Below are 23,615 nucleotides of genomic sequence, written 5' to 3' on the forward strand. Positions count from 1 at the left end.
CCGGCCTGTCGGCCAAGACCATGGAGGGGGCGAGCGCGTTCTCCTACCCGCTCATCTTCCTGCCCTTCCTCAGCTCGGCCTTCGTGCCCACCGACACCATGCCCGGCCCGCTGCGCGTCTTCGCCGAACACCAGCCGGTGACCTCTATCGTCAACGCCGTCCGCGCCCTGTTCGCCGAGCAGCCGGTCGGCAACGACATCTGGATCGCCCTGGCCTGGTGCGTCGGCATCCTCGCCGTCGCCTACGCCTTCGCCATGACCACCTACCGCCGCAAGATCTCCTGAAAGGCAGGATCATGACCGACTCCCTCCACACCATCACCACGATGCCGACCGAGCGTCAGCCCGGCTGCCCCTTCGACCCGCCCAAGGAGCTCATCGAGGCCCGCGAGCACGGCCCGATCAGCCGCTTCCCCTTCCCCGACGGGCACCAGGGCTGGCTGGTCACCGGCTACGACCTGGTCCGGCAGGTGCTGGCCGACCCGCGCTTCAGCTCCCGCAAGGAGCTCATCCGCCACCACTGGGCCATGGACCTGACCGGCGTCGAGATGCCTCCGGCGCCGCCCGGGGAGTTCCTGCTGATGGACGAGCCGCAGCACGGCCGCTACCGCAAGCCGCTGGTCGGCAAGTTCACCGTCCGCCGGATGCGGCTGCTCACCGAGCGCGTCGAGCAGGTCACCGCCGAGCACCTGGACGCCATGGAGAAGGCCGGGCCGACGGCGGACCTGGTGACCGCGTTCGCCAAGCCCATCCCGGCCATCATGATCTGCGAGCTGCTGGGCGTGCCGTACGAGGACCGGGGCTCCTTCCAGGAGCAGGTCGACACGTTCATGAGCGGCGAGACCAGCGACGAGGACCTGATGGCGGCCTACACCGCGGTCCAGGACTACCTCGCGCGGCTGGTGGCCGCCAAGCGCGCCGACCCCACCGACGACATCCTCAGCGAGCTCACCGACAGCGACCTGACCGACGAGGAACTGAAGGGCATCGCCCTGATCCTGCTCGCGGCCGGGCTCGACACCACCGCCAACATGCTCGCGCTGGGCACCTTCGCCCTGCTGCGGAACCCGGCGCAGCTCGCCGAGCTGCGCGCCGATCCCTCGCTCACCGACAACGCCGTCGAGGAGCTGCTGCGGTACCTGAGCGTCGCCAAGACCTTCTACAGAACCGCGCTGGAGGACGTCGAGCTGGGCGGCCAGACCATCAAGGCCGGCTCGATGGTCGTGATGTCCCTCAACACCGCCAACCGCGACCCCGAGCGCTTCTCCGACCCCCACATGCTCGACCTGCGCAGGCAGGACGGGGGGCACCTGGCCTTCAGCCACGGCATCCACCAGTGCCTGGGCCAGCAGCTGGCCCGCGTCGAGATGCGGGTCGCCTTCTCCGCCCTGATCGCCCGCTTCCCCACGCTGCGCCTGGCCGTACCGGCCGAAGAGGTCGCCCTGCGCCCGGAGACCGCCGACATCTACGGCGTCAAGAGCCTCCCGGTCACCTGGGACGCCTGACCGCCGGCCGTGGCGGCACCGGCGCGGGTGACCGGTGGCCCTGCGGAGGGGTCACGGCTCCGATGGCCCGTCAGGGGGAAAGCTGCGCAGGTGCTCGGCCATCGTCTCGCTGACCGGGATGGTGGTGGGCAGCCGGGGAGTCTCGAAGTAGCGGGCCTTGTACCGGCGCAGCAGCGACTCCCCGTGCTCGGGCCAGGAGAAGTTCTTCTTCTTGAGGAGCTTGCCGAAGACCACGCCGGCGTTGTCCGGGTCGGGGTCGGCCAGCAGCCTGATGGCCGCGGGGGAGATGTCGTCGCCGCGCAGATAGGACGTCAGGGTCTCGCGGTAGCGGCGCCGGTTGATCAGGCTCGGGGTGGCGAAGAGCTCCTGGAGCAGGCCGAAGTCGAGGTAGAAGCTGATGCCTGTTTCCGGGTCGAAGTGGATGGCCACCGTCTCGGCGTCCGGCATCTCGTCGAAGTAGGTGAGGCTGGGTGAAGGGAAGGTGTTGCCGGGCTGGGCCCGGTCCATGCACGCTCGCATGAAGGCGTCATATTGCGAGGGCACCTCCTCTCCCGGGACCACGATGTATTCGGCGCCGTACATCTCGATGAAGACTTCTCGCTGCTCGGCGAGCATCCGGCGGGCGGCGGCGAGCTTGTCCGGGTTGCGGAAGACCAGCTCGGGGTTGCGCAGGGCGACCTCCGCGGCCTGGATGAGCAGCTCGTCACGAGCCTCGGCGGGGAAGAGGCTGATGTGCGCGCTGACCAGCCAGTCCGCGCCGAGCGGCACCAGGCGGCAGATGAGGAACATGCCCTTGCCCACCGTACGGAAGGCGGACTCGCCCATGTTGGACCGGGCACGATAGGTGAGCTCGTCCACGAGGTTGAACAGGATCACGGCGTCCCGGTCCTTCTCCTTGACCTCGAAGACGCCTTCGACCACGTCCTTCCAGCCGAGGAGCATCTCCCGCTCCTGCGGGCTCAGATCGGGGTGAGCCCGCAGGAAGCGGTCGATGACCGTGTCACCGGAGGCCAGCCGCTGCTGCAGGACGAAGTGGTCGACGATCATGCTCGTGGCCACCTCGCTGTCGGCGAGGACGTCGGGATGGCTCCGCTCGAAGGCTTCGTCGAGCTCGCGGGCGAACCGGGGTGACAGAGCGAAGTCGACCAGCCGCTCCTTGAGGGCCCCGGCCTGCTTCATGACGTCCATGGCGGTGCCGTTTCCTTCTTCGGGCCGTGCTCCTACGGCTTCCTGGACCTGCATCCACGCGCCATTCCAGGGTCCCACAGATCGGAAACCGTGATCCACGGTCCGGAATCGCTTCCGGTCAGCAGGAGGACACCTCGAAATAGGCCGGCCCGGTCTGCTTGAGCGTGGTGATCACGAACGTGTTCCACAGGCCCATCGGCTGGTTGGAGCCGTTGGCGTAGGCGTAGCCCGCGGATTGGTGGGCGCGGCCCGCCTGGGTGTGGGCGTAGTTGCTGGCGGTGAAGCACTGCCCCGGTGGCGTGGGGGTGACCGTCGGATTCGGGGTGCCGGTGGCCAGACCGAAGAAGCGGGCGTCGTGGTAAGCCGAGCAGATGGTGTCCAGGAAGTACGCGCCCGCCGTGCCGCACTGGTCGGCCGCGTTGCCCGGATCCACCGGGGTGCCGTGGCCCATTCCGGAGATCTTGTAGTAGCGCAGCGCGTCCGCGCCGTACGTCTCCAGGGTGGTGCCGCCGGGCAGGCCCGTGGTCGAGGCCGGGGTCTGGGAGAGCCCGAGGACGTTGGTGAACTGGTCGCGCAGCTCGTCGCCGTTGGCCTTGTTGACCGTGTAGTCGGCCTGGCCGTGCCAGATCGCCACCTTGGGCCGGGGGCCGGTGTAGCCGGGGTGGGCCGCGCGGACCGACGAGCCCCAGTCGGCCGGCGTCTTGGCCACCGGGCCGAGCATGCAGGTGGTGGTGGAGGCGGGCGGCGAACACCGGTAGGGGAGGCCGGCGACGATCGAGGCGGCGTGGAAGAGGTCGGGGTACGTGGCGATCATGACGGCGGTCATCGCGCCGCCCGCGGACAGGCCGGTGATGGAGATGCGGGCCGGGTCCAGGTTGTAGGCCGAGGTCGCGTGCGTCACCATCTGGGCGATGGACAGCGCCTCGCCCTGGCCGCGTCTGATGTCGCCCTCCTGGAACCACTGGAAGCAGTTCGAGGGCGCTGTCGTCGCCTCCGGGAAGATCAGGGCGAAGGCGTGCTGGTCGGCGAACTTCCGCCAGCCCGAGCTGGTGTAGTAGGCGTTCGCGTTCTGGGTGCAGCCGTGCAGGGCCACGACGGCGGGGGAGCGGGGCGGGAGGTTGTCGGGGACGTAGGCCCACATGTTGAGTGCGCCGGGGTTCGAGCCGAAGCCGGTGACTCTGGTGAGGGTGGCCGCCTGGGAGACGGCCGGTGCGGCGATGAGGGCGAGGGCGAGGAGGAGCGCGGTCACGGCGCGGCTGAGGAGTGCATTCATGGTTGACTCCTGAGTGAGGTACTTGCCGGTGACCGTATGTTTTGCGGGATCCGACTGATATGTGTCACGAGCCCGGTTTTCCGGGGTCCGGCATGTGTGCGCCCCTGCGCCAGGGCGGGTCGTGCCATCGCCTGCGCGGGTCAGTGGCGCCCGATCGTGCCGAACCAGCTCTCGGTGAGGACGTCCAGCATCTCGTCGTGCTCGACATCCCAGCGCCCCGCGGTCCAGTGGCGCGCGACGTGGTCGAGCTCCGTGATCGCGATGACGCTGCGGAAGCGGCGGGTGCCGGCAGGGAACCGGTCGGCACGGTCGAGGCCGACCTCCGAGGGAAGTACCCGAGCCCTTCGGCGATCTCATAGGTGGCGGGGGCCACCTTCCGGTAACCCCGCGCCTCCGGGTCGTCCAGCGGTCCGATCGCGTCCTCCAGGACCTGCGTCACGGTCGGCGCCGCCGGCAGCGGCACCTCCTCGACGCGGCGGGCCGAGGCGTCCCAGCGGATGAGCCGGGGCAGCCCTTCCTCCCACTTCGTCCAGCTACGCAGCCGGACGCCGATCGTACGGATCACGTCGCTCACGTGACCCGTTGCCACTCGGACGCGAGCGGTGCCCACTCGTCGAGCCGGGCGAGCAGTCGCGGCTCGGAGCCGGCCGGAGCAGGAGCAGGAGCAGGCAGCGGTCGAGGCCGGCGGTGGCGGGCGTCCGCGAGCCCGTCGCACCGCGGGAACCAGCCGTCGCCGAACGGGAGGACCCGGTCCTCAGGCGACTGATCCGGACAGGCAAAGATTCCGGTAAGGCCAGGTCCCGGCATTCGGGTCGGCGCGGGGAAATATCAGGCCCGTACGAGAATATCGGCCACACTTGCCTCCGTGCCCGTTGCTCTCAGGGGGAGTGTTCGAATGGCCGTCTCCAGGCGCCGGATCGTCGCCGGGCTCGGCGCGCTGGCCGCCGGTGCCGTGGCCCGGCCGGTCGAGGCCGGGACGTTCGCCGTTCCGCAGGGCGTCACCCCCGAGCGGCTGGCCCGGGACGAGCGCTTCTGGAGCACGGTCGCCAGGCAGTTCCGGGTGAGCCCCGACTTCGTCAACCTGGAGAACGGCTACTACGGGATCATGCCGGACCCGGTACGGCGGGCGTACCACCGCAATGTCGACCTCCTCAACGAGCGCAGCTCGCACCTGCTGCGTACCGTCTACAGGCCGGGCGCCGACAGGGTCCGCGAGCGCATCGCCGCCCTGCTCGGGGTCACCCGGAACGAGATCGCGCTGACCAGGGGCGGCACCGAGGCCCTGCAGAACCTCATCTCCGGCTACCGCCGCCTGCGCGCCGGCGACGCCGTCATGTACGCCGACCTCGACTACCACAGCGCTCAATATGCCATGAACTGGCTTAAAGCCCGCCGAGGCGTCCATGTCGAGCGCGTCGTCATCCCCGAACCCGCCACCCGCCAGGCGGTGCTCGACACCTACGAGCGCGCGCTGCGGCGGCATCCGAAGGTGCGGCTGCTGCTGCTCAGCCACATGAACAACCGGACCGGCCTGGTCGCGCCGGTCCGCGAGATCGTCGCCATGGCCCGCCGCCGGGGCGTCGACGTGATCGTGGACGCCGCTCATTCCTGGGGCCAGCTCGACTTCACCCTCGCCGATCTCGACGCGGACTTCGCGATCTTCTCCTTGCACAAGTGGATGGGCGTGCCCCTGGGCGCCGGCTTCCTCTACATCCGCGACGGCCGCCTGGCCGACATCGATCCCCTCTACGCCGACGAGAGCTATCCGGCCTCCGACATCCGCTCCCGCGTGCACTCCGGCACCATGAACGTCGCCCCGTTCCTGACCGTGGACGCCGCTCTGGACTTCCACGAGACGCTGGGAGCGAAGGTCAAGCAGGCGCGGCTGCGCCACCTGCGGGACCGCTGGGTGCGGCAGGCGCGCGAGCTGGGCGGCTTCCGGATCCTCACGCCGGACGAGCCCGACATGTACGGCGCCATCACCGCCTTCCGGCTGGACGGCCGGACCACCGAGGCCGACAACCTCGCCATCGCCGACCACCTCATGACCAGGCACCGCGTCTTCACCGTCAGCCGTACCGGAATGAAAGGCGGCGGCGCCGTCCGGGTCACGCCGGCCCTGTTCACCTCTGCCGGTGAGGTGGACCGGCTGGCGCTCGCGCTGCGTGACATCCGCGGCCGGTTCCTCCGCCGCTGACGCGAGCCGCTCTTGACAGGCTCGCTCGACCATCGTCTATCTTGCACATATGAAGAGATCTTCAGATGTTGGTGCGTTGGCGATCGACGGTTGCAGCGTCAAGGTGGTCGACGCCGATCGAGTGGTCGCCGTGCGCGAGCGGATGCCCGCCGCCGACGACCTGGCCGACACCGCCGACGTCTTCGGCCTGCTGTCCGACCCCAACCGGCTGCGGCTCCTGGTCGCGCTGCTGGACGGCGAGCTGTGCGTGTGCGACCTGGCGGCGGTGACCGGGCAGAGCGAATCTGCCGTCTCCCATGCCCTGCGGCTGCTGCGCGCGCATCGCATCGTGGCCGCCCGCCGTTCCGGGCGGATGGCGTACTACCGGCTGGCGGACCCGCACGTGCGGATGCTGCTCGACCTGGCGCTCGCGCACACCGAGCACACCGAAGCCATCCACCCCGAGCGCGACGGGAGCTCGTGATGGGTGCCGGGCACGGTCATGGGCAGGGTCATGGACACGGTCATGGGCAGGGTCATGGGCACGCGGGCGCCCGCCACCGCTGGCGGCTGGCGGTCTCCTTCGCGCTGATCGGCGCGTTCTTCGTCGTCGAGCTCGCCTTCGGGCTCATCTCGGGCTCGCTGGCGCTGCTGTCGGACGCCGGACACATGGCCGCCGACGTCGTCACCCTCGGCGCCGCGCTGGTCGCCACCCGGATCGCCACCCGCCCCGACACCACCGGCCGGCGCAGCTACGGCTCCTACCGCGCCGAGGTGTTCGCCTCCCTGCTCGCCGTCGTGCTGATGCTCGGTGTCTCCCTGTACGTCGTCATCGAGGCCATCGGGCGCCTCGGCGGTCCCGCCGAGGTCTCCTCTGGGCCGATGCTCGTCGTCGGTGCCATCGGCCTGGCCGTCAACCTCGTCGCGCTGCTCCTGCTGCGTGCCGGGGCGAGCGAGAGCCTCAACGTCAAGGGCGCCTACCTGGAGGTCGTCGCCGACACGGCCGGCTCGGTGGGCGTCATCGTCGCCGGTTGGCTGGTGGCCGCGACCGGGCAGGCGTACTGGGACACCCTCATCGCCCTGGTCATCGGCGTCTTCGTCGCCGTACGCGCCGTTTCGCTCGGCCGGCAGGTCTTCGCCGTGCTCGGCCAGCACGTCCCCGAAGGCATCGACGCCGCCGCCGTCGCCGCCGACCTGGCCGCGATCGAGGGCGTACGCGACGTGCACGACCTGCACCTGTGGACGCTGACCTCCGGCATGAACGTCGCCACCGCCCACCTCGTCACCGCCGACGAGAGCGACAACCACGCCGTCCTGGACCAGGCCCGCGACCTGCTCAGCAGCCGCCACCACATCGCCCACGCCACCTTGCAGGTCGAGCCGGCCGACCACCGGGGCTGCGACGAACTCGGCTGGTGACCCGGGCCAGGGAGGCGCATCTTGCCATCACATGCCCGATTCGGGATATCATCGCCATATGACGATCGATGAGGTGGGCGGCCGTTGCGTGACCGCCGACATTGCCGCCGGCATCACGCCGGCGGCGGCGTTGTTCCACTCCCTGGCCGACGAGACCCGGCTCCGTATCGTGCGGCGCTTGGCCCGGGGCGAGGCGCGCGTGGTCGACCTCACCGCGGAGCTCGGCCTCGCGCAGTCCACGGTCTCGAAACACCTGGCGTGCCTGCGCGACTGCGACCTGGTCGCCTACCGCGCCGAAGGCCGCCAGTCGTTCTACTCCCTCACCCGTCCCGAACTGATGGACCTGCTCGCCTCCGCCGAGCAACTCCTGGCGGCCACCGGTCATGCGGTGACGCTCCGCCCCGCGCCGGGCCCGGCGAGCGGCGATCGCATCGAACCCCTGGCGGAAAAGGCGGCACCATGACCTCCCCGGACCTGTCCGCGGTCCGCCGGGCTCTGCTGCGGCGCCGCGTCCGGCTCCTGGTCGCCGCCACCATCACCTACAACGTCATCGAGGCGGCCGTCGCCATCACCGCGGGCTCCATCGCCTCGTCCGCGGCGTTGATCGGGTTCGGCCTCGACTCCATCGTCGAGGTCGCCTCGGCCGCGGCGGTGGCCTGGCAGTTCTCCGCCGCCGACCACGAGCGCCGCGAGAAGGCCGCGCTGCGCGTCATCGCGATCTCCTTCTTCGCCCTCGCCGCGTACGTCACCTTCGACGCCGTACGCGCCCTGCTCGGCGCCGGGGAGGCCGAACCCTCGATCCCCGGCCTGATCCTGGCGGCCCTGTCCCTGGTCGTCATGCCGTTCCTGTCGTACGCCCAGCGCCGCGCCGGCCGGGAACTCGGCTCGGCCTCGGCGGTGGCCGACTCCAAGCAGACGCTGCTGTGCACGTACCTGTCGGCCGTCCTGCTGGTCGGGCTCGCACTCAACAGCCTGTTCGGCTGGTCCTGGGCCGACCCGATCGCCGCCCTGGTCATCGCCGCCGTCGCGGTCAAGGAGGGCCGCGAGGCCTGGCGCGGGGACGCCTGCTGCGCCACGCCCGCGCTCGGCTCCCTCACCGGGACCGGCACCGCCGACGGCTGCTCGGACGGGTGCTGCTCGGACGGGTGCTGCACGACCGGCGACGACACCCGTCGAAGCCCGGGCCACGCACCACGCTGAACGGCCCGCCGCCCCCGCCGCGACCTCGGTGACGCGGCCCCTCGGCTCCGCACCGCGAAGCGCACTCGACAGCGGGTGCGAGCAGCGCCCCGGCCTCCTCGGCTTCCCCGGCCTCCTCGGCTTCCCCGGCCTCCCTGGATCGGCGTGCCGGTGCCGTCGCGTGCGGGTGACGCATTGATGTCGATCGATGAATTTATCGGCCGATCAGCCGGTGTTTGCCGGTTGTTCACATAGGCGGACTTCTATGCATGGGTGACGGGAGCCTGGTCGGGGCCGGGCCTTTATCCGAGGAAAAGGGATAGATCGTGAAAGATCGAGTGCGGATGGCGCGTGCCTTGCTTGCGGTGGCGGTGTGCGCTGTCGCGCTGGCGGCCTGCGGCGGCAACAACCAGAACCCGGGCACGACCACCGGTGGCGAGGCGACCGGCGGCGCCACGGCGGCGAAGGAGCTGGCCGGCGACGTGAAGGTCGATGGCTCCTCCACGGTGGCGCCCTTGTCCACAGCGGCGGCCGAGTTGTTCGCCGAGCAGCAGGCCAAGGTACGGGTCACGGTCGGCACCTCCGGCACCGGCGGCGGTTTCGAGAAGTTCTGCAACGGCGAGACCGACATCTCCAACGCCTCACGTCCGATCAAGGACGAGGAGAAGGCGGCCTGCCAGGCCAAGAACATCGCCTATGAGGAGTTCTCGGTGGCCAACGACGCGCTGACCGTCGTGGTGCACAAGGACAACACCTGGGCCACCTGCCTGACCGTCGACCAGCTGAAGAAGATGTGGGAGCCCGGCTCGAAGGTGAACAACTGGAACCAGATCGACTCCAAGTTCCCGAACGAGCCGCTCAAGCTCTTCGGCGCGGGCACCGACTCGGGCACCTTCGACTACTTCACCGACGTCATCAACGGTGAGGAGGGCAAGAGCCGCACCGACTACAGCCCCAGCGAGGACGACAACGTCACCGTCCAAGGCGTGGCCGGCTCCAAGGGCGGGCTGGGCTACTTCGGCTTCTCCTACTTCGAGGAGAACGCCGACAAGCTCAAGGCCGTGCAGGTCGACGGCGGCGACGGCTGCGTCGGCCCTAGCGTGCAGGCGGCGCAGGACGGCACCTACAAGCCGCTGTCGCGGCCGCTGTTCATCTACCCCAAGGCCGAGTCGCTGAAGCGGCCCGAGGTGCTCGCCTTCGTCGAGTACTACGTGGCCAACCACAAGGAGATCGCCGAGGACGCCAAGTTCATCCCGCTGAACGCCCAGCAGGAGACGGAGCTGAAGGCCGCTCTGGACAAGCTGAAGGCCCAGGCCGGCGGATGAGCCCGACCGGCACCGCGTCCTCCCCGGCCGCTCCGAAGGGGCCGCTGGGGAGGGCGCGCTCGCGCTACGGGGAACGCACGGTCCAGGTCGTGCTGGTGGCCGCCGCGCTGGTGTCGGTGGCCACGACGGCGGGCATCGTGGTCTCGCTGGTGCCGCCCACGGTCGAGTTCTTCGAGGCGGTGGGCTTCGCGGAGTTCTTCACCAGCACGCAGTGGGCGCCGCTGTTCGAGCCGCCCGCGTACGGCGTGCTGCCGCTGGTCGCCGCGACGTTCCTGATCACCGTGATCGCCATCGTGGTGGCGATCCCGCTCGGCCTGGGCGCCGCGCTGTATCTGAGCGAGTACGCCCACGCCCGCACCCGCAAGATCTTCAAGCCGGTCCTGGAGGTCCTCGCGGGCGTCCCGACCGTCGTGTACGGCTTCTTCGCCCTGCGTTTCGTCACCCCCGCCCTGCAGACCTACCTGCCGGCCGGCCTGCAGCCGGACATCTTCAACGCCCTTTCCGCGGGCCTGGTGATGGGCGTCATGATCGTGCCGACCGTGGCGTCGCTGTCGGAGGACGCCATGTCGGCGGTGCCCCGCGGCCTGCGCGACGGCGCCTACGCGCTGGGGTCGTCGACCAGGCTGGTGGCCGTGCGCGTAGTGCTGCCGGCCGCGCTGTCGGGCGTGGTGGCCTCGTTCGTGCTGGCCATCTCGCGCGCGATCGGCGAGACCATGATCGTGGCGATCGCGTCGGGCAACAAGCCGGCACTGTCGTTCAACCCGCTCGACGCCATGCAGACGATGACCGGCTTCATCGCCCAGGCCGGCTCGGGTGACCTGCCGACGGCATCGCTGGACTACAAGACCATCTTCGCCGTCGGTGCCCTGCTGTTCCTCATCACGTTCGCGATGAACTTCATCAGCGCCCGCCTGGTGCGCCGCTTCCGGGAGGTGTACGAATGACCGTCACACAGGAGCGACTGCTCGTCCGCCGGCGCGTCCCCTGGGGCGACATCGCCTTCAAGATGCTGCTGCGGTTGTGCCTGGCCGTCGCGGTGGCGTTCCTGGTGACGCTGCTGGTCTACGTCGTCTACAAGGGCTGGTCGCGGCTGGACGCGAGGTTGTGGGAGAACTTCCCCTCCATCCGCCGCCCCGAGCGGGCGGGCGCCAAGTCCGCGTTGTTCGGCAGCCTGTGGGTGATCGGGCTGACCGCGGTGATCTGCCTGCCGGTGGGCGTCCTCGGCGCGATCTACCTGGAGGAGTACGCCGACCACCGCCGCTGGTACAACCGGCTGATCGAGCTGAACATCGCCAACCTGGCCGCCATCCCGTCCATCGTCTACGGCATCCTCGGCCTGGGCATCGTCGCCCGCGGTTTCGGCCTGGGCACGACCATCGTCACGGCATCCATCACGCTGTCGCTGCTCGTCCTGCCGATCGTGATCATCGCTTCGCGCGAGGCGATCCGGGCGGTGCCGGGTGAGATCCGCAACGCCTCCTACGGGCTGGGCGCCACCAAGTGGCAGACCGTCTGGCGGCAGGTGCTGCCCTCGGCGGTGCCGGGCATGGCCACCGGCTCCATCCTGGCGCTGTCCAGGGCGGCCGGCGAGGCGGCCCCGCTGCTGCTGCTCGGCGGCCTGACCTACGTGGCCTACACCCCCGACGGCCTGCTCAGCGGCTACACCGTGCTGCCGATCCAGATCTACGGCTGGATCAGCCAGTCCCGTACCGAGTTCCACGACCTGTCCTCGGCGGCGATCGTGCTGCTGCTGATCGTGATCATCGCGATGAACTCCATCGCCATCTTCGTCCGCAATCGCTCGCAGAAGCGGTGGTGAACTCCTACATGACCTCCGAAATGACGACCGGAGCGAGGAACATGGCTCCCTCTGAACCACCGCCCGAGATCTTCGACCCCGTCTTCACGCTGAAGGACCTGTCGGTCTTCTACGGCGACTACGAGGCGGTGCGCGGCGTGAACATGCGCATCGCGCCCCGCGAGATCACCGCGCTGATCGGCCCGTCCGGCTGCGGCAAGAGCACGGTGCTGCGCTGCCTCAACCGGATGAACGACCTCATCCTGGACGCCCGCATCGCCGGCAAGATCACCTACTACACCGAGGACCTCTACGGCGAGTCCGTCGATCCGATCGAGGTACGGCGCCGGATCGGGATGGTCTTCCAGAAACCCAACCCGTTCCCCAAGTCCATCTACGACAACATCGCCTACGGCCCCCGCGTCAACGGCCAGCGCCGGGGTCTGGACGAGGTGGTGGAGGAGGCGCTGCACCGGGCGGCCCTGTGGGACGAGGTCAAGGACAAGCTCAAGCAGAACGCCCTGGCCCTGTCCGGCGGCCAGCAGCAGCGCCTGTGCATCGCCCGCGCCATCGCGGTCAAGCCCGACGTGATCCTGATGGACGAGCCCTGCTCCGCCCTCGACCCGATCGCCACCACCAAGATCGAGGACCTCATGCAGGTCCTGTCCAGGGACTACACGATCGTCATCGTCACCCACAACATGCAGCAGGCGGCCCGGGTGTCCGAGCGCACCGCCTTCTTCACCGCCGAGGTCGACGACAAGGGCGTGCGGCACGGGCGCCTCGTCGAGTTCGACTCCACCGCACGGATCTTCAGCAACCCCGCCGACAAGCGAACCGAGGGCTACATCACCGGGCGCTTCGGCTGAACTGAGCGGAGCCGATGAACACATGAGCCGTGCAACAGCCGCCGTCCCGTTGCGCGGGCAGCGAGACAGCGCGACCAGGACGCCGAGTTGAGCGAGCTGTCCGCGCACGGGGTGACGGTGACGCACTGTGCCGACGGCGTCGAGGCGCTGCTGCGCATCGGCGCCGCGCAGCCCGACGTGCTGCTGCTGAGCGCCGACCTGCCCGGCATCGAGGCGGTCACCCTGATCACCACGCTGCGGCGATCGATGGACATGACGATCATCGTGGGCGTCGGTCCGGGCGACGCCGAGCTCGCCATGCGGGCGCTGCACGCGGGCGCCACGGCGTGCGTGGCCAGGCCCTACCGTTCGTCGGAGCTGCTTCCGCTGATCAACGCCAGTTCCAACCCGTCCGCGCCGCTGCTGGTGGGCGAGGTCGAGCTGGACGAGGTGGCCCACGTGGTCCGGGTATGCGGGGAGCCGGTGCACGTCCCGCTGCGCGAGTTCGAGCTGCTCGCCTACCTGATGAAGAACGCCGGGCGCGTGGTCACCCGCCACGAGATCAGCCGGCACGTGTGGCACAGCACGGTCTCCCCGCCCAACAACACCATCGCCGTGCACATCAAACGGCTACGCCGCCGCATCGGCGACGACGAGAAGAGGCCGACGCACATCCTGACGGTGCGCGGCGTCGGCTACCGGCTCGTGCTGCCGGAGCAGGCGGCCGAGGACGAGCTGGCCCCGCCACCCCTCGGGCGCGAATAGGCGCGTCCACGGCGAGCACCGGTCAGGTGGCCAGCCGGCCGGCACGTCCGGTCAGGTGGCCAGCCGGCCGGCACGTCCGGTCAGGTGGCCAGCTGGCCGGCACGTCGCCGCAGGTCGGCGGCGAACTCCTCGGCCCGGCTCAGCTGGGTGCGCAAGGCTTCGCAGCGCTCGCGCGTGGCCTGCTCGAATCGGCTCAGCCGCCGCGACAAGTGCTCGCGCTCGGCCTCGCCGAGGGCCGCCGCGCCGGCCTGGTCGAGCCGGTCGGTGATGGACAGCAGCTCGCCCATCTCCTCCAGCGTGAAGCCCAGCGGCTTCATCCGGCGGATCACCATCAGCCGGGCCACGTCGGCCTCGGTGTAGAGGCGGAAGCCACCCTGGCTGCGTGCCGAGGGTCGTACCAGGCCCACTTCGTCGTAGTGCCGGATGGTCCGCAGCGACAGCTCGGTCCGCGCCGCCACCTGCCCGATGTGCATGTGATCTCCGCCACCGCCCGCAGCGGCCGGAACCTCGCCGTCGTCGGCGGAAAGCGGTGATCCGTCCATTTTCGTGCGACCTCACTGCTCAGCTGGTTGCGGTGGTGCGGGCGTGAACGCCCGACCCGCCAAATCTCTACCCTTACGTTAGGGTAGAGATTTCGATGGCCGAACCGCGCAGGCCCGCTCCGGACACACCGCCACCCTGACACAACCGGCCGCCTGACGACATCCCCGGTGCCGTACGATCGCCGCCGCCACCAGCCGCTCGCCCCGGCCGGTGACACGCTGCCCGCCGCCCTGCCTGCCACCCTGTCCGGAGAGCTGTCCGACAGCCACTGAGCCGGTCCCCACTGAGCCGGTCCCCACTGAGCCGGTCCCCACTGAGCCGGTCCCCACTGAGCCGGTCCCCACTGAGCCGGCCGCCCAGCCGGTCAGGCGGGCAGCTCGTACGGCTTGAGCGCCCATGCGCGCCTCGCGGCGGAGATCGTCCGCCAGGCGAGACCGGTGCCGAAGGCGAAGGCGTGCCGCGCGGCGGCGAGATCGTCGAAGGCCCCGACGCCGCGCAGCCGAGCCGGCTCGCCGGTGAAGATCTCCTCCAGGGTCGCGCAGAAGTAGGCGTACCCGGCGAATTCGACGGCGGGGCCGGCCAAGGGGCAGCCCAGAAGGCTCCGCAGGGTCTCGGACGGCGTCTGCTCCGACCGGCGATACGCCAGGTCGTGCAGCAGGTCGAGGACATCGGGGGGCAGGTCGTCCGCGACCTCCATGAGCGCGCGGGCCTTCTTCCGTACCTCGTCCTTGAGGACGGCGAGGCAGATCGGGGCCAGCGTCTCGGCGGGCAGGGCGTGCGCGGCGCGGATCACGGCGCGGGCGGCGCGGAGGAGGTCGCGGGACAGCCCGCCCGACAGGCAGTGGCAGAAGGCGACATAGGGCTCGGTGAGCCCGACGACGCGGCGGTAGATGAAGCGTACGGACTCGGTGTAGGAGAGCGGCCCCACCCGGACGATCTCGTCGAAGGAGCTGTCGAAGGCGTCGCGGAAGGGCAGGCCACGGCGTTCGAAGGCGCTCATCGCGTCGTCGGACACCGAGATCATGAAGAACGTGTTGGGCAGCCCGAAGATACCCTTGATCTCGTTGAGGAAGCGCTCCGCCCGGTCGCCCGACCCGATCTTGTCGAGTTCGTCGATGCCGATGTACACGCTGTGGTCCGGCCGGAGGTGCCCGGCCACGTCCTGAACGTAGGAGCGGAAGGCGGAGACGATCTCCGGATAGCTCAGGGGCTGCTCCGCCAGGCTGCGGCCGCCGCTCAGCTGCGCGTCGACCCAGACGGGGAGTTTGACCGTGCCCGACCAGCCCGTGGTCTGCGTCTGCAGGTAGCGGATCTGCGCCAGATGGCGGCGGGCCCGTGTCCTGAGCTGGTCGGCGGGATCGTGCTTGCGCCCGGCGCGGCGGATGGACAGGGCGAAGTGGACCAGTCCGAGGAGCCCGGCGAGGTAGGACGCCCACTGGCCGGGGGCCTCGGGCGCCAGGTTGTCGCCGTACCGGTCGACGACGTCGGCCAGCCACTGCGGCACCGGTCCTGGCACGAGCACGAGCCGCAGGAGCACGTCACCGGCGATCTCGGCGAAGAGCACGGGCCAGGCGGCGAGGGCCGCGCTCACCAGCCAGTACGTGATCGGGATGAGGGCCTGGCGGAGCCCGACGCGGCGGTGGCGGCCGGGGCCGAGGTGCCGCAACGTGGCGCGGCAGAACGCGGCGAACAGGTGCAGCACGAAGTCGCGCGGGGCGTACTCCACCGGGGCCGAGACCAGCAATCGCAGATCTCCGGTCCCCGGCCTGGGAATGGAGCCCTCACAGTAGCGCCGGACCAGCGTGGACTTGCCGGATCCGCGCGGTCCCGCGATGCCCACGCTCGCTCCGGACAGGCGTCCGAGGAGTTCGTCGAGCTCGTCCACGACCCGGGTCGGCACATGGTAGGCGCTGTCGAACGCCTCGCTCAGCCCGGGACTCGCCGCCACGTTGAAAACGGGGTCGAAGCGGTCGCGGCGGGCGTTGATCCGCTGGCGGATCTGTGCCGCCAGCTCGCCGTCCTCCAGATCCCGTACGAGCTTCGCCCGAACCGGCGAATACGGGAACGACCGCAGGGCTTCGCGCACTCTGGACCAGCCCTGCCCGCGCGCCAGGACCAGGTACGAGCCGATCACGAGGACGGACGGCAGGCCGATCAGCACGGGGGCTCGCCAGCTCCCCATGGCCAGGCCGAGCAGCAGCAGACCGATGGCCAGCAGGACGAACGGGAAGCGCGGCATCGGCACGCGCCGCGCCGCCGGCTCTTCGGCCGGCACCACCACGGCCGCGAAGACCTCGGCCGCCTGCTCCATCATCTCCAGCCGGATGTGCAGCGGCTTCACCGTCACGTAGTCGAACGCGTCCCGGATCTCCGGATCGTGCAGCGCCCGGGTCAGCGCGGCCGAGTAGAGGTCGCGTAAGGCGGGGTCCGAACGCAGGGGATCGGCTTGGGCCCGGGTCATGCGGTGCGGAGTTCGGCGTCCACCGGCCGGGCGGGCGCGGGCTCGGTCAGCTGGGCGGGCACGGACACGGGCTCGGTCAGCTGGGCGGGCACGGACACGGGCGCGGTCAGCGGGGTGAAGAGGGCGCCCAGCCGGTTCACCGTCTCGGGGACGATGCGGTAGTAGACCCAGGTGCCGCGGCGCTCGCCGTCGATCAGCCCGGCGGTGCGCAGCACCTTGAGGTGGTGGGAGATGGTGGGGGCGGTCAGGTCGAAGGCGTCGGTCAGGTCGCACACGCACGCTTCGCCGCCGGCGTGGGAGCCGATCATCGACAGCAGGCGCAGCCGGACGGGGTCGGCGACCGCCTTGAGCATGAGTGCGAGGTCGGCCGCGTCGGTCTCCGACAGCGGCTCGCGCGCGATCGGCGCGCAGCATGGGGTGGTGGTGGCGGCCATCCGGCTCCTCTTCTAATTCGACATCTGTCGAAATCATAGGCGATGGCAGGCGAGCGGGGCGATTGCCGCGTTGGCGGCCAGAGGGACCGGCCGCGGTGGGGGGGCCTCCGGCGGCGTTCACACGAGGGCGGCCACCGCGCGCAGGGTGACGCCCGTGCCGACGAGCAGGACGAACGTGGCGGTCAAGGCGGCGCTGTACGGGCGCAGCCGCCGCATCCGACCGGCCAGGGTGAGGTCGCCCAGCCTGCGCAGGGTGAGCGCCGTGACCAGCAGCGTGAGCGCCATGCCGAGCCCATAGCACACCACGGTCAGGACGCCGAACGCGGTGCGCCCCAGCGCCATCGCGCCGAGCAGGACCACCAGGGCGGACGGGCTGGGCACCAGCCCACCGGCCATGGCCAGCGCCACGACCCCATCCGACCACCTACGGTGCCCATGACCGTGACCGTGCCCATGACCGTGCCCGTGCCCATGCCCGTGTCCATGCCCCGGGCCGGGGTGGCGTCGGTGGTGGAGGGCGGAGCGGAGCAGGCCGGCGCCGATCAGGGCGATGAGGACCCCGCTGGCCACGCCGAGCCAGCCCATCACCACCTCACCGGCGACCGCGCTGGCCACCGTGACCAGTACGCCCAGGACCAGCACGCCCGCCGTGTGCGTGGCGGTGACCGTGGCCGCGACGGCGATCGCGTCCCGCAGCCGCCCCCGCCGCCCGGCGAGATAGGCGGCCATGACAGTTTTGCCGTGACCGGGCATCGCGGCGTGCACGGCCCCCAGCACCAGCGACAACAGCAGCGCCAGCAGCCCGAGCGGCACGGTCAGCCGGTCGGTGCCGATCAGCGTGTTGAGCCGGTCGGCCAGCAGGCCGGTGAAGCGGGTGACGGGGTCCGCACCCGGCACCTGCGCCGGCGCGGCGGAGGTGCCGTCGCCCGGCTCCACCGTGAGGCGCGCCCGGCGTACGTCGAGCGGCGAGCTGAGCAGGTCGGCGGGGTAGTCGCGGAGCTCGCCGGACACGCTGTCGGCGGGGACGGTGGAGGCGCGCAGGCGCACGCCAGCCCCGTTGGCCGTGATCTCCCGCCAGCCGATGGTGTCGGCGCGGTAGGCGTTGGCGAAGGTCAGGGTGAGCCGCCGGTCCACGCGCAGCGGGGCGGTCAGGCGGCAGGTGAGCCTGCTGGTGCGCAACCCGGCGGCGCCCGGCTGGTAGGCGAAGGAGGCGTCGGCGACCTGCCAGGTGAGCGGCCGTCCATCGACCTGCGCGCGGACGGCGTCCCGCAACTCGGTGCAGGTGCGGTGGGCGGGGCCGGTCGGGGGCTGTTGCAGGGTGGGGATCTCGGCGCTGTCCACGATCGCCAGGTGCTCGATCCTGTCCCGGTGGATCGTCAGCCCGTCGTAGTGGTTGACGCTGAAGTTGCCCAGCGGGTGCGCGGCCAGCACGGTGGCGACGATTGCAGTGATCATGGCGTCTCGGCCAGCAGCGCCCGTGCCCGTGCCGCCCCGGCCGGTGCGAAGTGCGGGTTGACGGACAGTGCCCGGGTCAGGTGGGCGCGGGCGGCGGCGGTGTGCCCGAGGGCGTGCTCGATCTCGCCCCGGTGGTAGGCGAACAGCGCGTTGCGCCCGCCGAGGGCGTCGGCGCGGGCGGCGTACGTGGCGGCCTCGGTGTGGTGGCCGGCTCGGTGCAGCGCCCAGCCGAGCGCGTCGGCGACCTCGACGCTCTGGCGTCGTTTCCACTCCGCGCGCAGGTATCTGACGGCGGCCTCCGGGTCGCCGTGGTTCGCCGTGAACGTGCCCACGGCCAGGTTGTCGGGGTCCCCGTTCGCGGTCAGCAGCCTGTGCTGGGCGGTGAAGACGGCGTACTGCCGCCTGGCCCCGTCCCGGTCGCCGAGGTGCTCCAGCAGTTCCCCGTATTCGACGACGAAGGACGGGGAGCGGGCCACGGCGGTGGCGTAGTCGCGCAGCGCCTGGTCGATGCGGCCGAGCGCGGCCTCGGCGCGCGCCTTGCCCGCCCGCGAGGGCAGGTGACCGGGATCGGCGGCCAGCGCCTGGGTGTAGGCGGCGAGCGCGGCGCGCGGGTCGCCGTTGTGCCAGGCCAGCTCGCCGAGCTGCCACTGGCAGAAGGCGTACTCGGCGGGGTCGCCGGGGATCGCGCAGGCGCGGTGCAGCAGGTCGCGGGCCGGGCCGGGCCTGCCGCGCAGGTGTTCCAGGCGGGCGGCCCTGGTGAAGGAGGCGAGGTCGGGGCGGCCGCCGAGCATGCGCCGCAGCGCGGTCTCGGCCTGCTCGTACCGGCCGAGTTCGAGGTAGGCGTCGGTGAGCACGCCGTAAAGTGCCCAGCGGAACGGCGCGGCCTCCCGGGCCCGCTCGGCCCAGCGTACGGCGCCCGCGAAGTCGTGCCGGGCGTTGGCCAGCGCGCCCATGCCGATCATGGCGTCGATGTACGGCTCCCCGTCGCCGGTGGGCTGGCGCATGGAGCGTTCGAACGCACCCCTGGCCTTGTCGTAGTAGGCGGTGTCGGTGGTGCGGCGGGCCTGCTCCAGGTACATGTGGCCGAGGCTCGCCCAGACCGCCGCGTCGTCGGGGTGACGGCGCAGTCGCCTCTGGGCGGCCTCGATCGATCCGGCCAGGTCGTACGGTGACCAGCTCGCCGGCGCGGGAGGCGGTTCGTCCCGGCGCAGAACGCCTTCCGGGGCGTACAGGGTCAGCAGGACGCAGCCCAGCAGCACGCATCCCAGCAGGGGCAGCAATCGCCGTACGCGACTCATCTGATCGGATGTCCTCGGTGGTGGTTCAGCCGGTGGCGGTGATGGGCAGCGCCAGGTAGGGGAAGCTGCCGGTGATGGGCTTGAGCAGGAACGCGGGGTTGTCCTCGGCGATGAGGCCCGGGGCGCCCCGGCCCGCGGGCTCGCCCAGGAGCATCCGCAGGTTGACGGTCACGACGTCGTCGATGAGCCGCCGGCCGTTGGGGTAGCCCTGGACGTCGCCCTTGAGGAGGCCGTACTTGTCGGGTGCGGTGGCGACGGGCGTGCTCATGTTGAGCCGCAGCTCCTCCGCCTTGGCGACCCGCGAGGCGTCCTGGTTGAGCTGGTGGGAGTTGAGGTCCAGGCCGATCGGCCCGCCCGTCCGCGTGGTGAGGCCGGTGAGGTAGATCTGCTCCAGGTCCTTGCGCGGGGCCGGCGGCGCCGCGACCTTCGCCTGCCTGGCGACGACCCTGGCCTGGTCGGGGTCGAGCGTGGACGGCACGACGAGGTTGCCGCTCTCGTCACCGTCCGGCCGCAGGGAGTTGAAGCGGTCGCGGTGCTTGAGCGGGATGATCACTTCGTTGAAGTTGGGGTTACCCAGCCGGGAGACCTGCTTGTAGTCGGCCGAGCCGGACCCGAGCAGGCTGCTCGACCTGCGGGAGGCCGTGGTCCAGACGCCGATGACCGGGTTGCGGGCCGGGTCGCCGCCGAGCGCTAGCTCCGACTTGGGCAGTTGCAGCGCCAGGGCGCTGACGTTCATTGGCACGCCGGTCTTGACCGGGAAGAACGGCAGCCCGAACCTGAGCAGGTTGACGGCGTGGTTGTCGGAGTAGAACGGATCGGCGGCCGTGCCGGTGAACACCTTGCCCCCGCCGGGCAGGTCGAGGACGGCCTTGCGGCGCAGCGCCGGGTAGTCGGGCGTGGCCGGGGCGCCCATGTCGGTGGGGGCGACGTACCCGTTGCGGACCAGGGTCTCCGACTTGCCGTCGCGCACCCTGGTCAGCGTGTAGCTCTGCTCGACCAGGGAGTCCAGCGGGCCGGCCTTGTGCTCGCGCTTGCGGATGAAGGAGGGCACCGGCAGGCCCTTGTTGGCGAACGTCCACCGGTAGGTGACGGCGGCCTTGCCGGTGCCGGTGTTGTCGACGTGCACCTCGTAGCGGGCGTCGGTGTCGAACTGGTACGGCTTGTGCGGGGCCTGGAAAGGGATGTAGCCGGCCACGATCGTGACCGTGTCCTGCCGCTCCGGGCTGGTGAAGGCGTACAGGTCGGTGGCGTCGATCTGCTTGTTCAGGGTGGTGGCGGGGGCGTCCCAGTGGCTGGTCGCCGTGCCCGGACGCATGGTGGGGCCGAGCAGTACGGTGGCCGTCAGCACGGCGACGGAGGTGCCGGTGATCCACGCCCACCGGCCTCGAGCGCTGGTCAGTTGCATCTGTCTCTCGATTCGCGAGGTACCGGGCCGTGCCCGCGGGCACGGCCCGGTGGGTCTCAGGTCAGGGAGCGTCGCCTACGGCACGTACTGGACGACCGCGTCGAGGTTGGCCAGGTAGTCGCCCTCGTTCAGCGGGATGCCGGTCAGGTCCCTGACCGTCCGGCTGAGGTACGCGCTGGTGTAGAACGGCCAGTGCTTGGGCCCGATGCCGCCTTCGAGCGGACGCGGCGTGGGCACGTTCGGGACGAACTCGTGCAGCCGGTACGTGGCCACGAGCTGCTCGCCCTGAGGCACCCCGTCGACCTCCACCTGCGCGTGTGCCCCGTCGGGGCGCAGGTAGATGTCGTGGATGGCGGCCGTGTGCCCGCTCTTGACGTCGTTGAGGACGAAACCGCCGGGGTAGTAGACGCCGTTGCACGGGTCGATGTGGTCCTGCTTCCACCCGATGGGCATGTAGATGCCCTTGTTCCCGGGCTTGGCCTCGATGGGGGCGATGCCTTCCACCTGCACGCCGCGCTCGTCGAGCAGCCGGACGATGTCGTGGCCGAAGTCGAAGTTCGCGTGCCCCTTCGGGCCGAAGTACGGGAACTTGAAACACGAGGCGCTGGGCGGCTCGACGGACGGGGCGCCGGGGACACCGGGGAGCGGCGGGAAGGGTCCGGCGTGGGCGGGGGAGACGGGTGCAGCCGCGAACACCGCGGCGCCGATCGCGAGTGTTTGAGCGATGCGGACAAGAACACGCAAAGCAATCGACCTTTCGTCGATCCGAGGCGACGGAACGCCTCTGACCTGCAATGACTCGCCCAAAGTAGTGATCAGGTCACGTTGTGTAAAGGGATTTCCCAAGGCCGGCAGGGACTAATTCCGGCGCGGGGATCCTTGGGTGTCGGCCCATGGATGTAGGGCGCCCCGTCGCGCGGGACGCCCTACGAGCGGACTGCGCTCAGAAGATGCCGCGCGGCCCCGGCATGGGCAGGCCGAAGCCGCCGTGGCCCCGAATGGCGTCGCTCATCGTCTTCAGGCCGAGCATGCCGAGCGAGGCGCCGGACGGGATGGGCCGGCTCGGCGGGCCCTGCCAGGCGATGTCCAGGTCGGCCCAGTGCATGCCGCCGCGGAAGGCCGTGCCGAGTTCCTTGTTGAGGTCCGCGGACCAGCCTCGGTCCATGGACAGGACGACCTTGAGCGGACCGATGCCGCCGTTGTGCGGGACGAAGTTGCCCGGGGTGAGGGCCTGCGGGACGCTGAAGTTGACCATGGCCAGCTCACCGTCCGGCCGGGGCTGCCCGTTGACGGCCGGGGTGGCGAAGAACTTGCTGTCACCCATGGCCGCGAACAGCACCCAGAAGGTGTCGATCTCGTACGTCACCCCGGTCTCGTCGTTGACGAAGCGGAACCCGCCCGGGTAGCAGACCCGCCCGCTGGGGGTCTCGATGTTGTCGTACCGTTCGCCGATGGGCATCCAGGCGGCGGTGCCGCCGTCGACCAGCTCGATCGGATCCAGCGTCTCGAACCTGATCCCGGTCCTCTTCAACTCGGCGAGGAACTCGGTGGAGAAGGTGGCCTTCGCGCTGCCTTCCTTGGACAGGTAGCTGCCGATCTGTCCCTCGGCGAGACAGCCGCGTCCGGGGGCGGCGGCTTGAGTGGGCTGCGTGGACAGCAGGACGGTGGCCAGCACGGTGCCGCCGGCGGCCAGGGCCGCACGGGTCAAGCGCATGCTTGTTCTCCTTCATGGAGAGCGGGGGGATGACGCCGGAGGGTCACTCTGGCGTCACGATTACGGAAAGTAGTTATAGCACTACTCTCCGCTTCCGCCCGGTGGAATGCCGATCACCGCACAGCCTCAGGATTGACCGCACGCCGCGGGGCAGAACCTGGCCTCGGGATTGCGAGCGGAGGGCTTGTCCAGGAGGGGCTGCCGTCGCGCTTTGAGATGCTGGTCGAGGAAGGCGGCCACGTAGGTGCGGGTGAGCTCGGCGGCGCGCGCCGCGGGCAGAGCGCCGGGGAGGGACTTGATGCCGAGGGCGTCCGCCAGCAGCGGGCCGTCGGTGAAGGACTGGTGTTCCGCGCCGGTCAGTACGATCCAGCGCTTCCATCCGGTGAGCAGTTTCCAGTCACGGTCCCAGGTGGGGGCGGGGCCTCCGGAGACGTGCCGGGCCGAGCCCAGGAACATGAACGGCCGGGAGAGCCCGCTCTTGGGGATCCGGGCGTAGGTGGTGCCGTCCATGTCGATCCCGGCGCGCACCCGGGAGTCGTTCACCATGGCCGCCATGGCGCTGGCCCCGCCGATCGACTGGCCGACCATCGCGATGCGGGCGCGGTCGATCCGGTCGGTGCCGTCCCACTTCGATGGGAGCTGGTCGAGCACGAAGGAGACGTCGGCGGCCCGGCCCGCGACCAGCCCCGCGCCGAAGCCCGGGTCGGAGTCGCTGTCGCAGGCGAGGCATTCGGCGATCCGCCCGTCGGGGAAGGTGGTGGCGTAGCTCTCGTAGGTGTGGTCGATGCCGGCCACGACGTACCCGCGGCTGGCCAGGTCCTCGGCCAGGG

The 23,615-nt window shown here is 70.6% G+C and carries 23 protein-coding genes; 12 read left to right on the plus strand and 11 right to left on the minus strand.

Going from position 1 to position 23,615, the window contains the following annotated elements; all coding sequences use genetic code 11:
• Together ACTWPW_RS55160 and ACTWPW_RS55165 are read left to right on the plus strand one after the other, a co-directional pair.
• On the plus strand, positions 1-284 hold a 284-nt coding region (locus tag ACTWPW_RS55160; protein ID WP_443173714.1), incomplete at its 5' end, for an ABC transporter permease.
• Between the two features lie 11 nt (positions 285-295).
• Positions 296-1,504, plus strand: coding sequence for a cytochrome P450 (locus ACTWPW_RS55165; protein ID WP_375115950.1), 1,209 nt, complete (start codon positions 296-298; stop codon positions 1,502-1,504).
• Positions 1,505-1,555: 51 nt separating this feature from the next.
• On the opposite strand, the gene ACTWPW_RS55170 is transcribed toward ACTWPW_RS55165, so the two are convergent.
• Positions 1,556-2,692: a hypothetical protein gene (locus ACTWPW_RS55170; RefSeq protein ID WP_443173715.1), complete on the minus strand. Its 1,137-nt coding sequence runs from the start codon at positions 2,690-2,692 to the stop codon at positions 1,556-1,558.
• Positions 2,693-2,810: 118 nt separating this feature from the next.
• Complete coding sequence (locus tag ACTWPW_RS55175; RefSeq protein WP_375115952.1) at positions 2,811-3,965, minus strand: extracellular catalytic domain type 1 short-chain-length polyhydroxyalkanoate depolymerase; 1,155 nt, start codon at positions 3,963-3,965, stop codon at positions 2,811-2,813.
• 895 nt (positions 3,966-4,860) lie between these two features.
• Here ACTWPW_RS55175 and ACTWPW_RS55180 point away from each other — a divergent pair.
• The 10 genes from ACTWPW_RS55180 to ACTWPW_RS55225 all read left to right on the plus strand — a co-directional run bounded on the left by ACTWPW_RS55180 (position 4,861) and on the right by ACTWPW_RS55225 (position 13,475).
• Positions 4,861-6,162 (plus strand): aminotransferase class V-fold PLP-dependent enzyme, encoded by a 1,302-nt coding sequence (locus tag ACTWPW_RS55180; RefSeq protein ID WP_375115953.1) that lies wholly within the window; start codon positions 4,861-4,863, stop codon positions 6,160-6,162.
• 76 nt (positions 6,163-6,238) lie between these two features.
• Positions 6,239-6,625, plus strand: a complete 387-nt coding sequence (locus ACTWPW_RS55185) for an ArsR/SmtB family transcription factor (protein WP_375115954.1) — start codon at positions 6,239-6,241, stop codon at positions 6,623-6,625.
• Positions 6,625-7,560: a cation diffusion facilitator family transporter gene (locus ACTWPW_RS55190; protein WP_443173716.1), complete on the plus strand. Its 936-nt coding sequence runs from the start codon at positions 6,625-6,627 to the stop codon at positions 7,558-7,560. The genes ACTWPW_RS55185 and ACTWPW_RS55190 overlap by 1 nt, the downstream gene beginning before the upstream one ends.
• A gap of 58 nt (positions 7,561-7,618) precedes the next feature.
• A complete protein-coding gene (locus ACTWPW_RS55195) occupies positions 7,619-8,023 on the plus strand; it encodes an ArsR/SmtB family transcription factor (protein ID WP_443173717.1) in 405 nt (134 codons plus the stop codon).
• A complete protein-coding gene (locus tag ACTWPW_RS55200) occupies positions 8,020-8,760 on the plus strand; it encodes a cation transporter (protein WP_443173718.1) in 741 nt (246 codons plus the stop codon). Before ACTWPW_RS55195 ends, ACTWPW_RS55200 begins: the two co-directional genes overlap by 4 nt.
• A gap of 305 nt (positions 8,761-9,065) precedes the next feature.
• On the plus strand, positions 9,066-10,064 hold the full coding sequence (locus ACTWPW_RS55205; RefSeq protein ID WP_375115958.1) for a PstS family phosphate ABC transporter substrate-binding protein: 999 nt from the start codon (positions 9,066-9,068) through the stop codon (positions 10,062-10,064).
• Complete coding sequence (gene pstC, locus ACTWPW_RS55210; RefSeq protein ID WP_443173719.1) at positions 10,061-11,008, plus strand: phosphate ABC transporter permease subunit PstC; 948 nt, start codon at positions 10,061-10,063, stop codon at positions 11,006-11,008. The genes ACTWPW_RS55205 and pstC overlap by 4 nt, the downstream gene beginning before the upstream one ends.
• Positions 11,005-11,883 carry a phosphate ABC transporter permease PstA gene (gene pstA / locus ACTWPW_RS55215; protein WP_364138075.1) on the plus strand — a complete coding sequence of 293 codons (879 nt, stop codon included), beginning with the start codon at positions 11,005-11,007 and terminating at the stop codon, positions 11,881-11,883. The genes pstC and pstA overlap by 4 nt, the downstream gene beginning before the upstream one ends.
• A 41-nt stretch (positions 11,884-11,924) precedes the next feature.
• Positions 11,925-12,731 (plus strand): phosphate ABC transporter ATP-binding protein PstB, encoded by an 807-nt coding sequence (gene pstB / locus ACTWPW_RS55220; protein WP_364138077.1) that lies wholly within the window; start codon positions 11,925-11,927, stop codon positions 12,729-12,731.
• A gap of 87 nt (positions 12,732-12,818) precedes the next feature.
• Entirely contained in the window at positions 12,819-13,475 is a 657-nt protein-coding gene (locus ACTWPW_RS55225; protein ID WP_375115960.1) for a response regulator transcription factor, read from the plus strand.
• Between the two features lie 80 nt (positions 13,476-13,555).
• Here ACTWPW_RS55225 and ACTWPW_RS55230 read toward each other — a convergent pair whose 3' ends face one another.
• From ACTWPW_RS55230 to ACTWPW_RS55270, 9 genes are all read right to left on the minus strand, one after another.
• The gene (locus tag ACTWPW_RS55230; RefSeq protein WP_375115961.1) at positions 13,556-13,948 is read right to left on the minus strand and encodes a MerR family transcriptional regulator; all 393 of its coding nucleotides are present in this window, start codon (positions 13,946-13,948) and stop codon (positions 13,556-13,558) included.
• A 434-nt stretch (positions 13,949-14,382) separates the two neighbouring features.
• Positions 14,383-16,479 carry a hypothetical protein gene (locus ACTWPW_RS55235; RefSeq protein WP_443173720.1) on the minus strand — a complete coding sequence of 699 codons (2,097 nt, stop codon included), beginning with the start codon at positions 16,477-16,479 and terminating at the stop codon, positions 14,383-14,385.
• A complete protein-coding gene (locus ACTWPW_RS55240; protein ID WP_443173721.1) occupies positions 16,476-16,913 on the minus strand; it encodes a metalloregulator ArsR/SmtB family transcription factor in 438 nt (145 codons plus the stop codon). The genes ACTWPW_RS55235 and ACTWPW_RS55240 overlap by 4 nt, the downstream gene beginning before the upstream one ends.
• A 117-nt stretch (positions 16,914-17,030) precedes the next feature.
• Positions 17,031-18,368, minus strand: coding sequence for a High-affinity nickel-transporter (locus ACTWPW_RS55245; RefSeq protein ID WP_443173722.1), 1,338 nt, complete (start codon positions 18,366-18,368; stop codon positions 17,031-17,033).
• Complete coding sequence (locus ACTWPW_RS55250; RefSeq protein ID WP_375115965.1) at positions 18,365-19,666, minus strand: tetratricopeptide repeat protein; 1,302 nt, start codon at positions 19,664-19,666, stop codon at positions 18,365-18,367. The genes ACTWPW_RS55245 and ACTWPW_RS55250 overlap by 4 nt, the downstream gene beginning before the upstream one ends.
• 25 nt (positions 19,667-19,691) lie before the next feature.
• Positions 19,692-21,071 carry a DUF4331 domain-containing protein gene (locus tag ACTWPW_RS55255; RefSeq protein WP_375115966.1) on the minus strand — a complete coding sequence of 460 codons (1,380 nt, stop codon included), beginning with the start codon at positions 21,069-21,071 and terminating at the stop codon, positions 19,692-19,694.
• A 75-nt stretch (positions 21,072-21,146) separates the two neighbouring features.
• A complete protein-coding gene (locus tag ACTWPW_RS55260; protein ID WP_443173723.1) occupies positions 21,147-21,815 on the minus strand; it encodes a hypothetical protein in 669 nt (222 codons plus the stop codon).
• Positions 21,816-22,014: 199 nt separating this feature from the next.
• Positions 22,015-22,785: a hypothetical protein gene (locus ACTWPW_RS55265; RefSeq protein WP_375115968.1), complete on the minus strand. Its 771-nt coding sequence runs from the start codon at positions 22,783-22,785 to the stop codon at positions 22,015-22,017.
• A gap of 126 nt (positions 22,786-22,911) precedes the next feature.
• Positions 22,912-23,615, minus strand: a 704-nt coding sequence (locus ACTWPW_RS55270) for an alpha/beta hydrolase family protein (protein WP_443173724.1), incomplete at its 5' end; no start/stop codon positions are given.

Source organism: Nonomuraea sp. KM90, from assembly GCF_052246675.1.
In the GTDB taxonomy this organism is placed as follows: Bacteria; Actinomycetota; Actinomycetes; order Streptosporangiales; family Streptosporangiaceae; genus Nonomuraea.

What these genes read in the sequence shown, in the direction of transcription:
- ACTWPW_RS55165 (WP_375115950.1), top strand. Translation starts at nt 296, where the DNA reads ATGACCGACTCCCTCCACACCATCACCACGATGCCGACCGAGCGTCAG.
- ACTWPW_RS55170 (WP_443173715.1), bottom strand. Translation starts at nt 2,692, where the DNA reads ATGGACGTCATGAAGCAGGCCGGGGCCCTCAAGGAGCGGCTGGTCGAC.
- ACTWPW_RS55175 (WP_375115952.1), bottom strand. Translation starts at nt 3,965, where the DNA reads ATGAATGCACTCCTCAGCCGCGCCGTGACCGCGCTCCTCCTCGCCCTC.
- ACTWPW_RS55180 (WP_375115953.1), top strand. Translation starts at nt 4,861, where the DNA reads ATGGCCGTCTCCAGGCGCCGGATCGTCGCCGGGCTCGGCGCGCTGGCC.
- ACTWPW_RS55190 (WP_443173716.1), top strand. Translation starts at nt 6,625, where the DNA reads ATGGGTGCCGGGCACGGTCATGGGCAGGGTCATGGACACGGTCATGGG.
- ACTWPW_RS55195 (WP_443173717.1), top strand. Translation starts at nt 7,619, where the DNA reads ATGACGATCGATGAGGTGGGCGGCCGTTGCGTGACCGCCGACATTGCC.
- ACTWPW_RS55200 (WP_443173718.1), top strand. Translation starts at nt 8,020, where the DNA reads ATGACCTCCCCGGACCTGTCCGCGGTCCGCCGGGCTCTGCTGCGGCGC.
- pstC (WP_443173719.1), top strand. Translation starts at nt 10,061, where the DNA reads ATGAGCCCGACCGGCACCGCGTCCTCCCCGGCCGCTCCGAAGGGGCCG.
- pstA (WP_364138075.1), top strand. Translation starts at nt 11,005, where the DNA reads ATGACCGTCACACAGGAGCGACTGCTCGTCCGCCGGCGCGTCCCCTGG.
- pstB (WP_364138077.1), top strand. Translation starts at nt 11,925, where the DNA reads ATGGCTCCCTCTGAACCACCGCCCGAGATCTTCGACCCCGTCTTCACG.
- ACTWPW_RS55230 (WP_375115961.1), bottom strand. Translation starts at nt 13,948, where the DNA reads ATGCACATCGGGCAGGTGGCGGCGCGGACCGAGCTGTCGCTGCGGACC.
- ACTWPW_RS55235 (WP_443173720.1), bottom strand. Translation starts at nt 16,479, where the DNA reads ATGACCCGGGCCCAAGCCGATCCCCTGCGTTCGGACCCCGCCTTACGC.
- ACTWPW_RS55240 (WP_443173721.1), bottom strand. Translation starts at nt 16,913, where the DNA reads ATGGCCGCCACCACCACCCCATGCTGCGCGCCGATCGCGCGCGAGCCG.
- ACTWPW_RS55245 (WP_443173722.1), bottom strand. Translation starts at nt 18,368, where the DNA reads ATGATCACTGCAATCGTCGCCACCGTGCTGGCCGCGCACCCGCTGGGC.
- ACTWPW_RS55250 (WP_375115965.1), bottom strand. Translation starts at nt 19,666, where the DNA reads ATGAGTCGCGTACGGCGATTGCTGCCCCTGCTGGGATGCGTGCTGCTG.
- ACTWPW_RS55255 (WP_375115966.1), bottom strand. Translation starts at nt 21,071, where the DNA reads ATGCAACTGACCAGCGCTCGAGGCCGGTGGGCGTGGATCACCGGCACC.
- ACTWPW_RS55265 (WP_375115968.1), bottom strand. Translation starts at nt 22,785, where the DNA reads ATGCGCTTGACCCGTGCGGCCCTGGCCGCCGGCGGCACCGTGCTGGCC.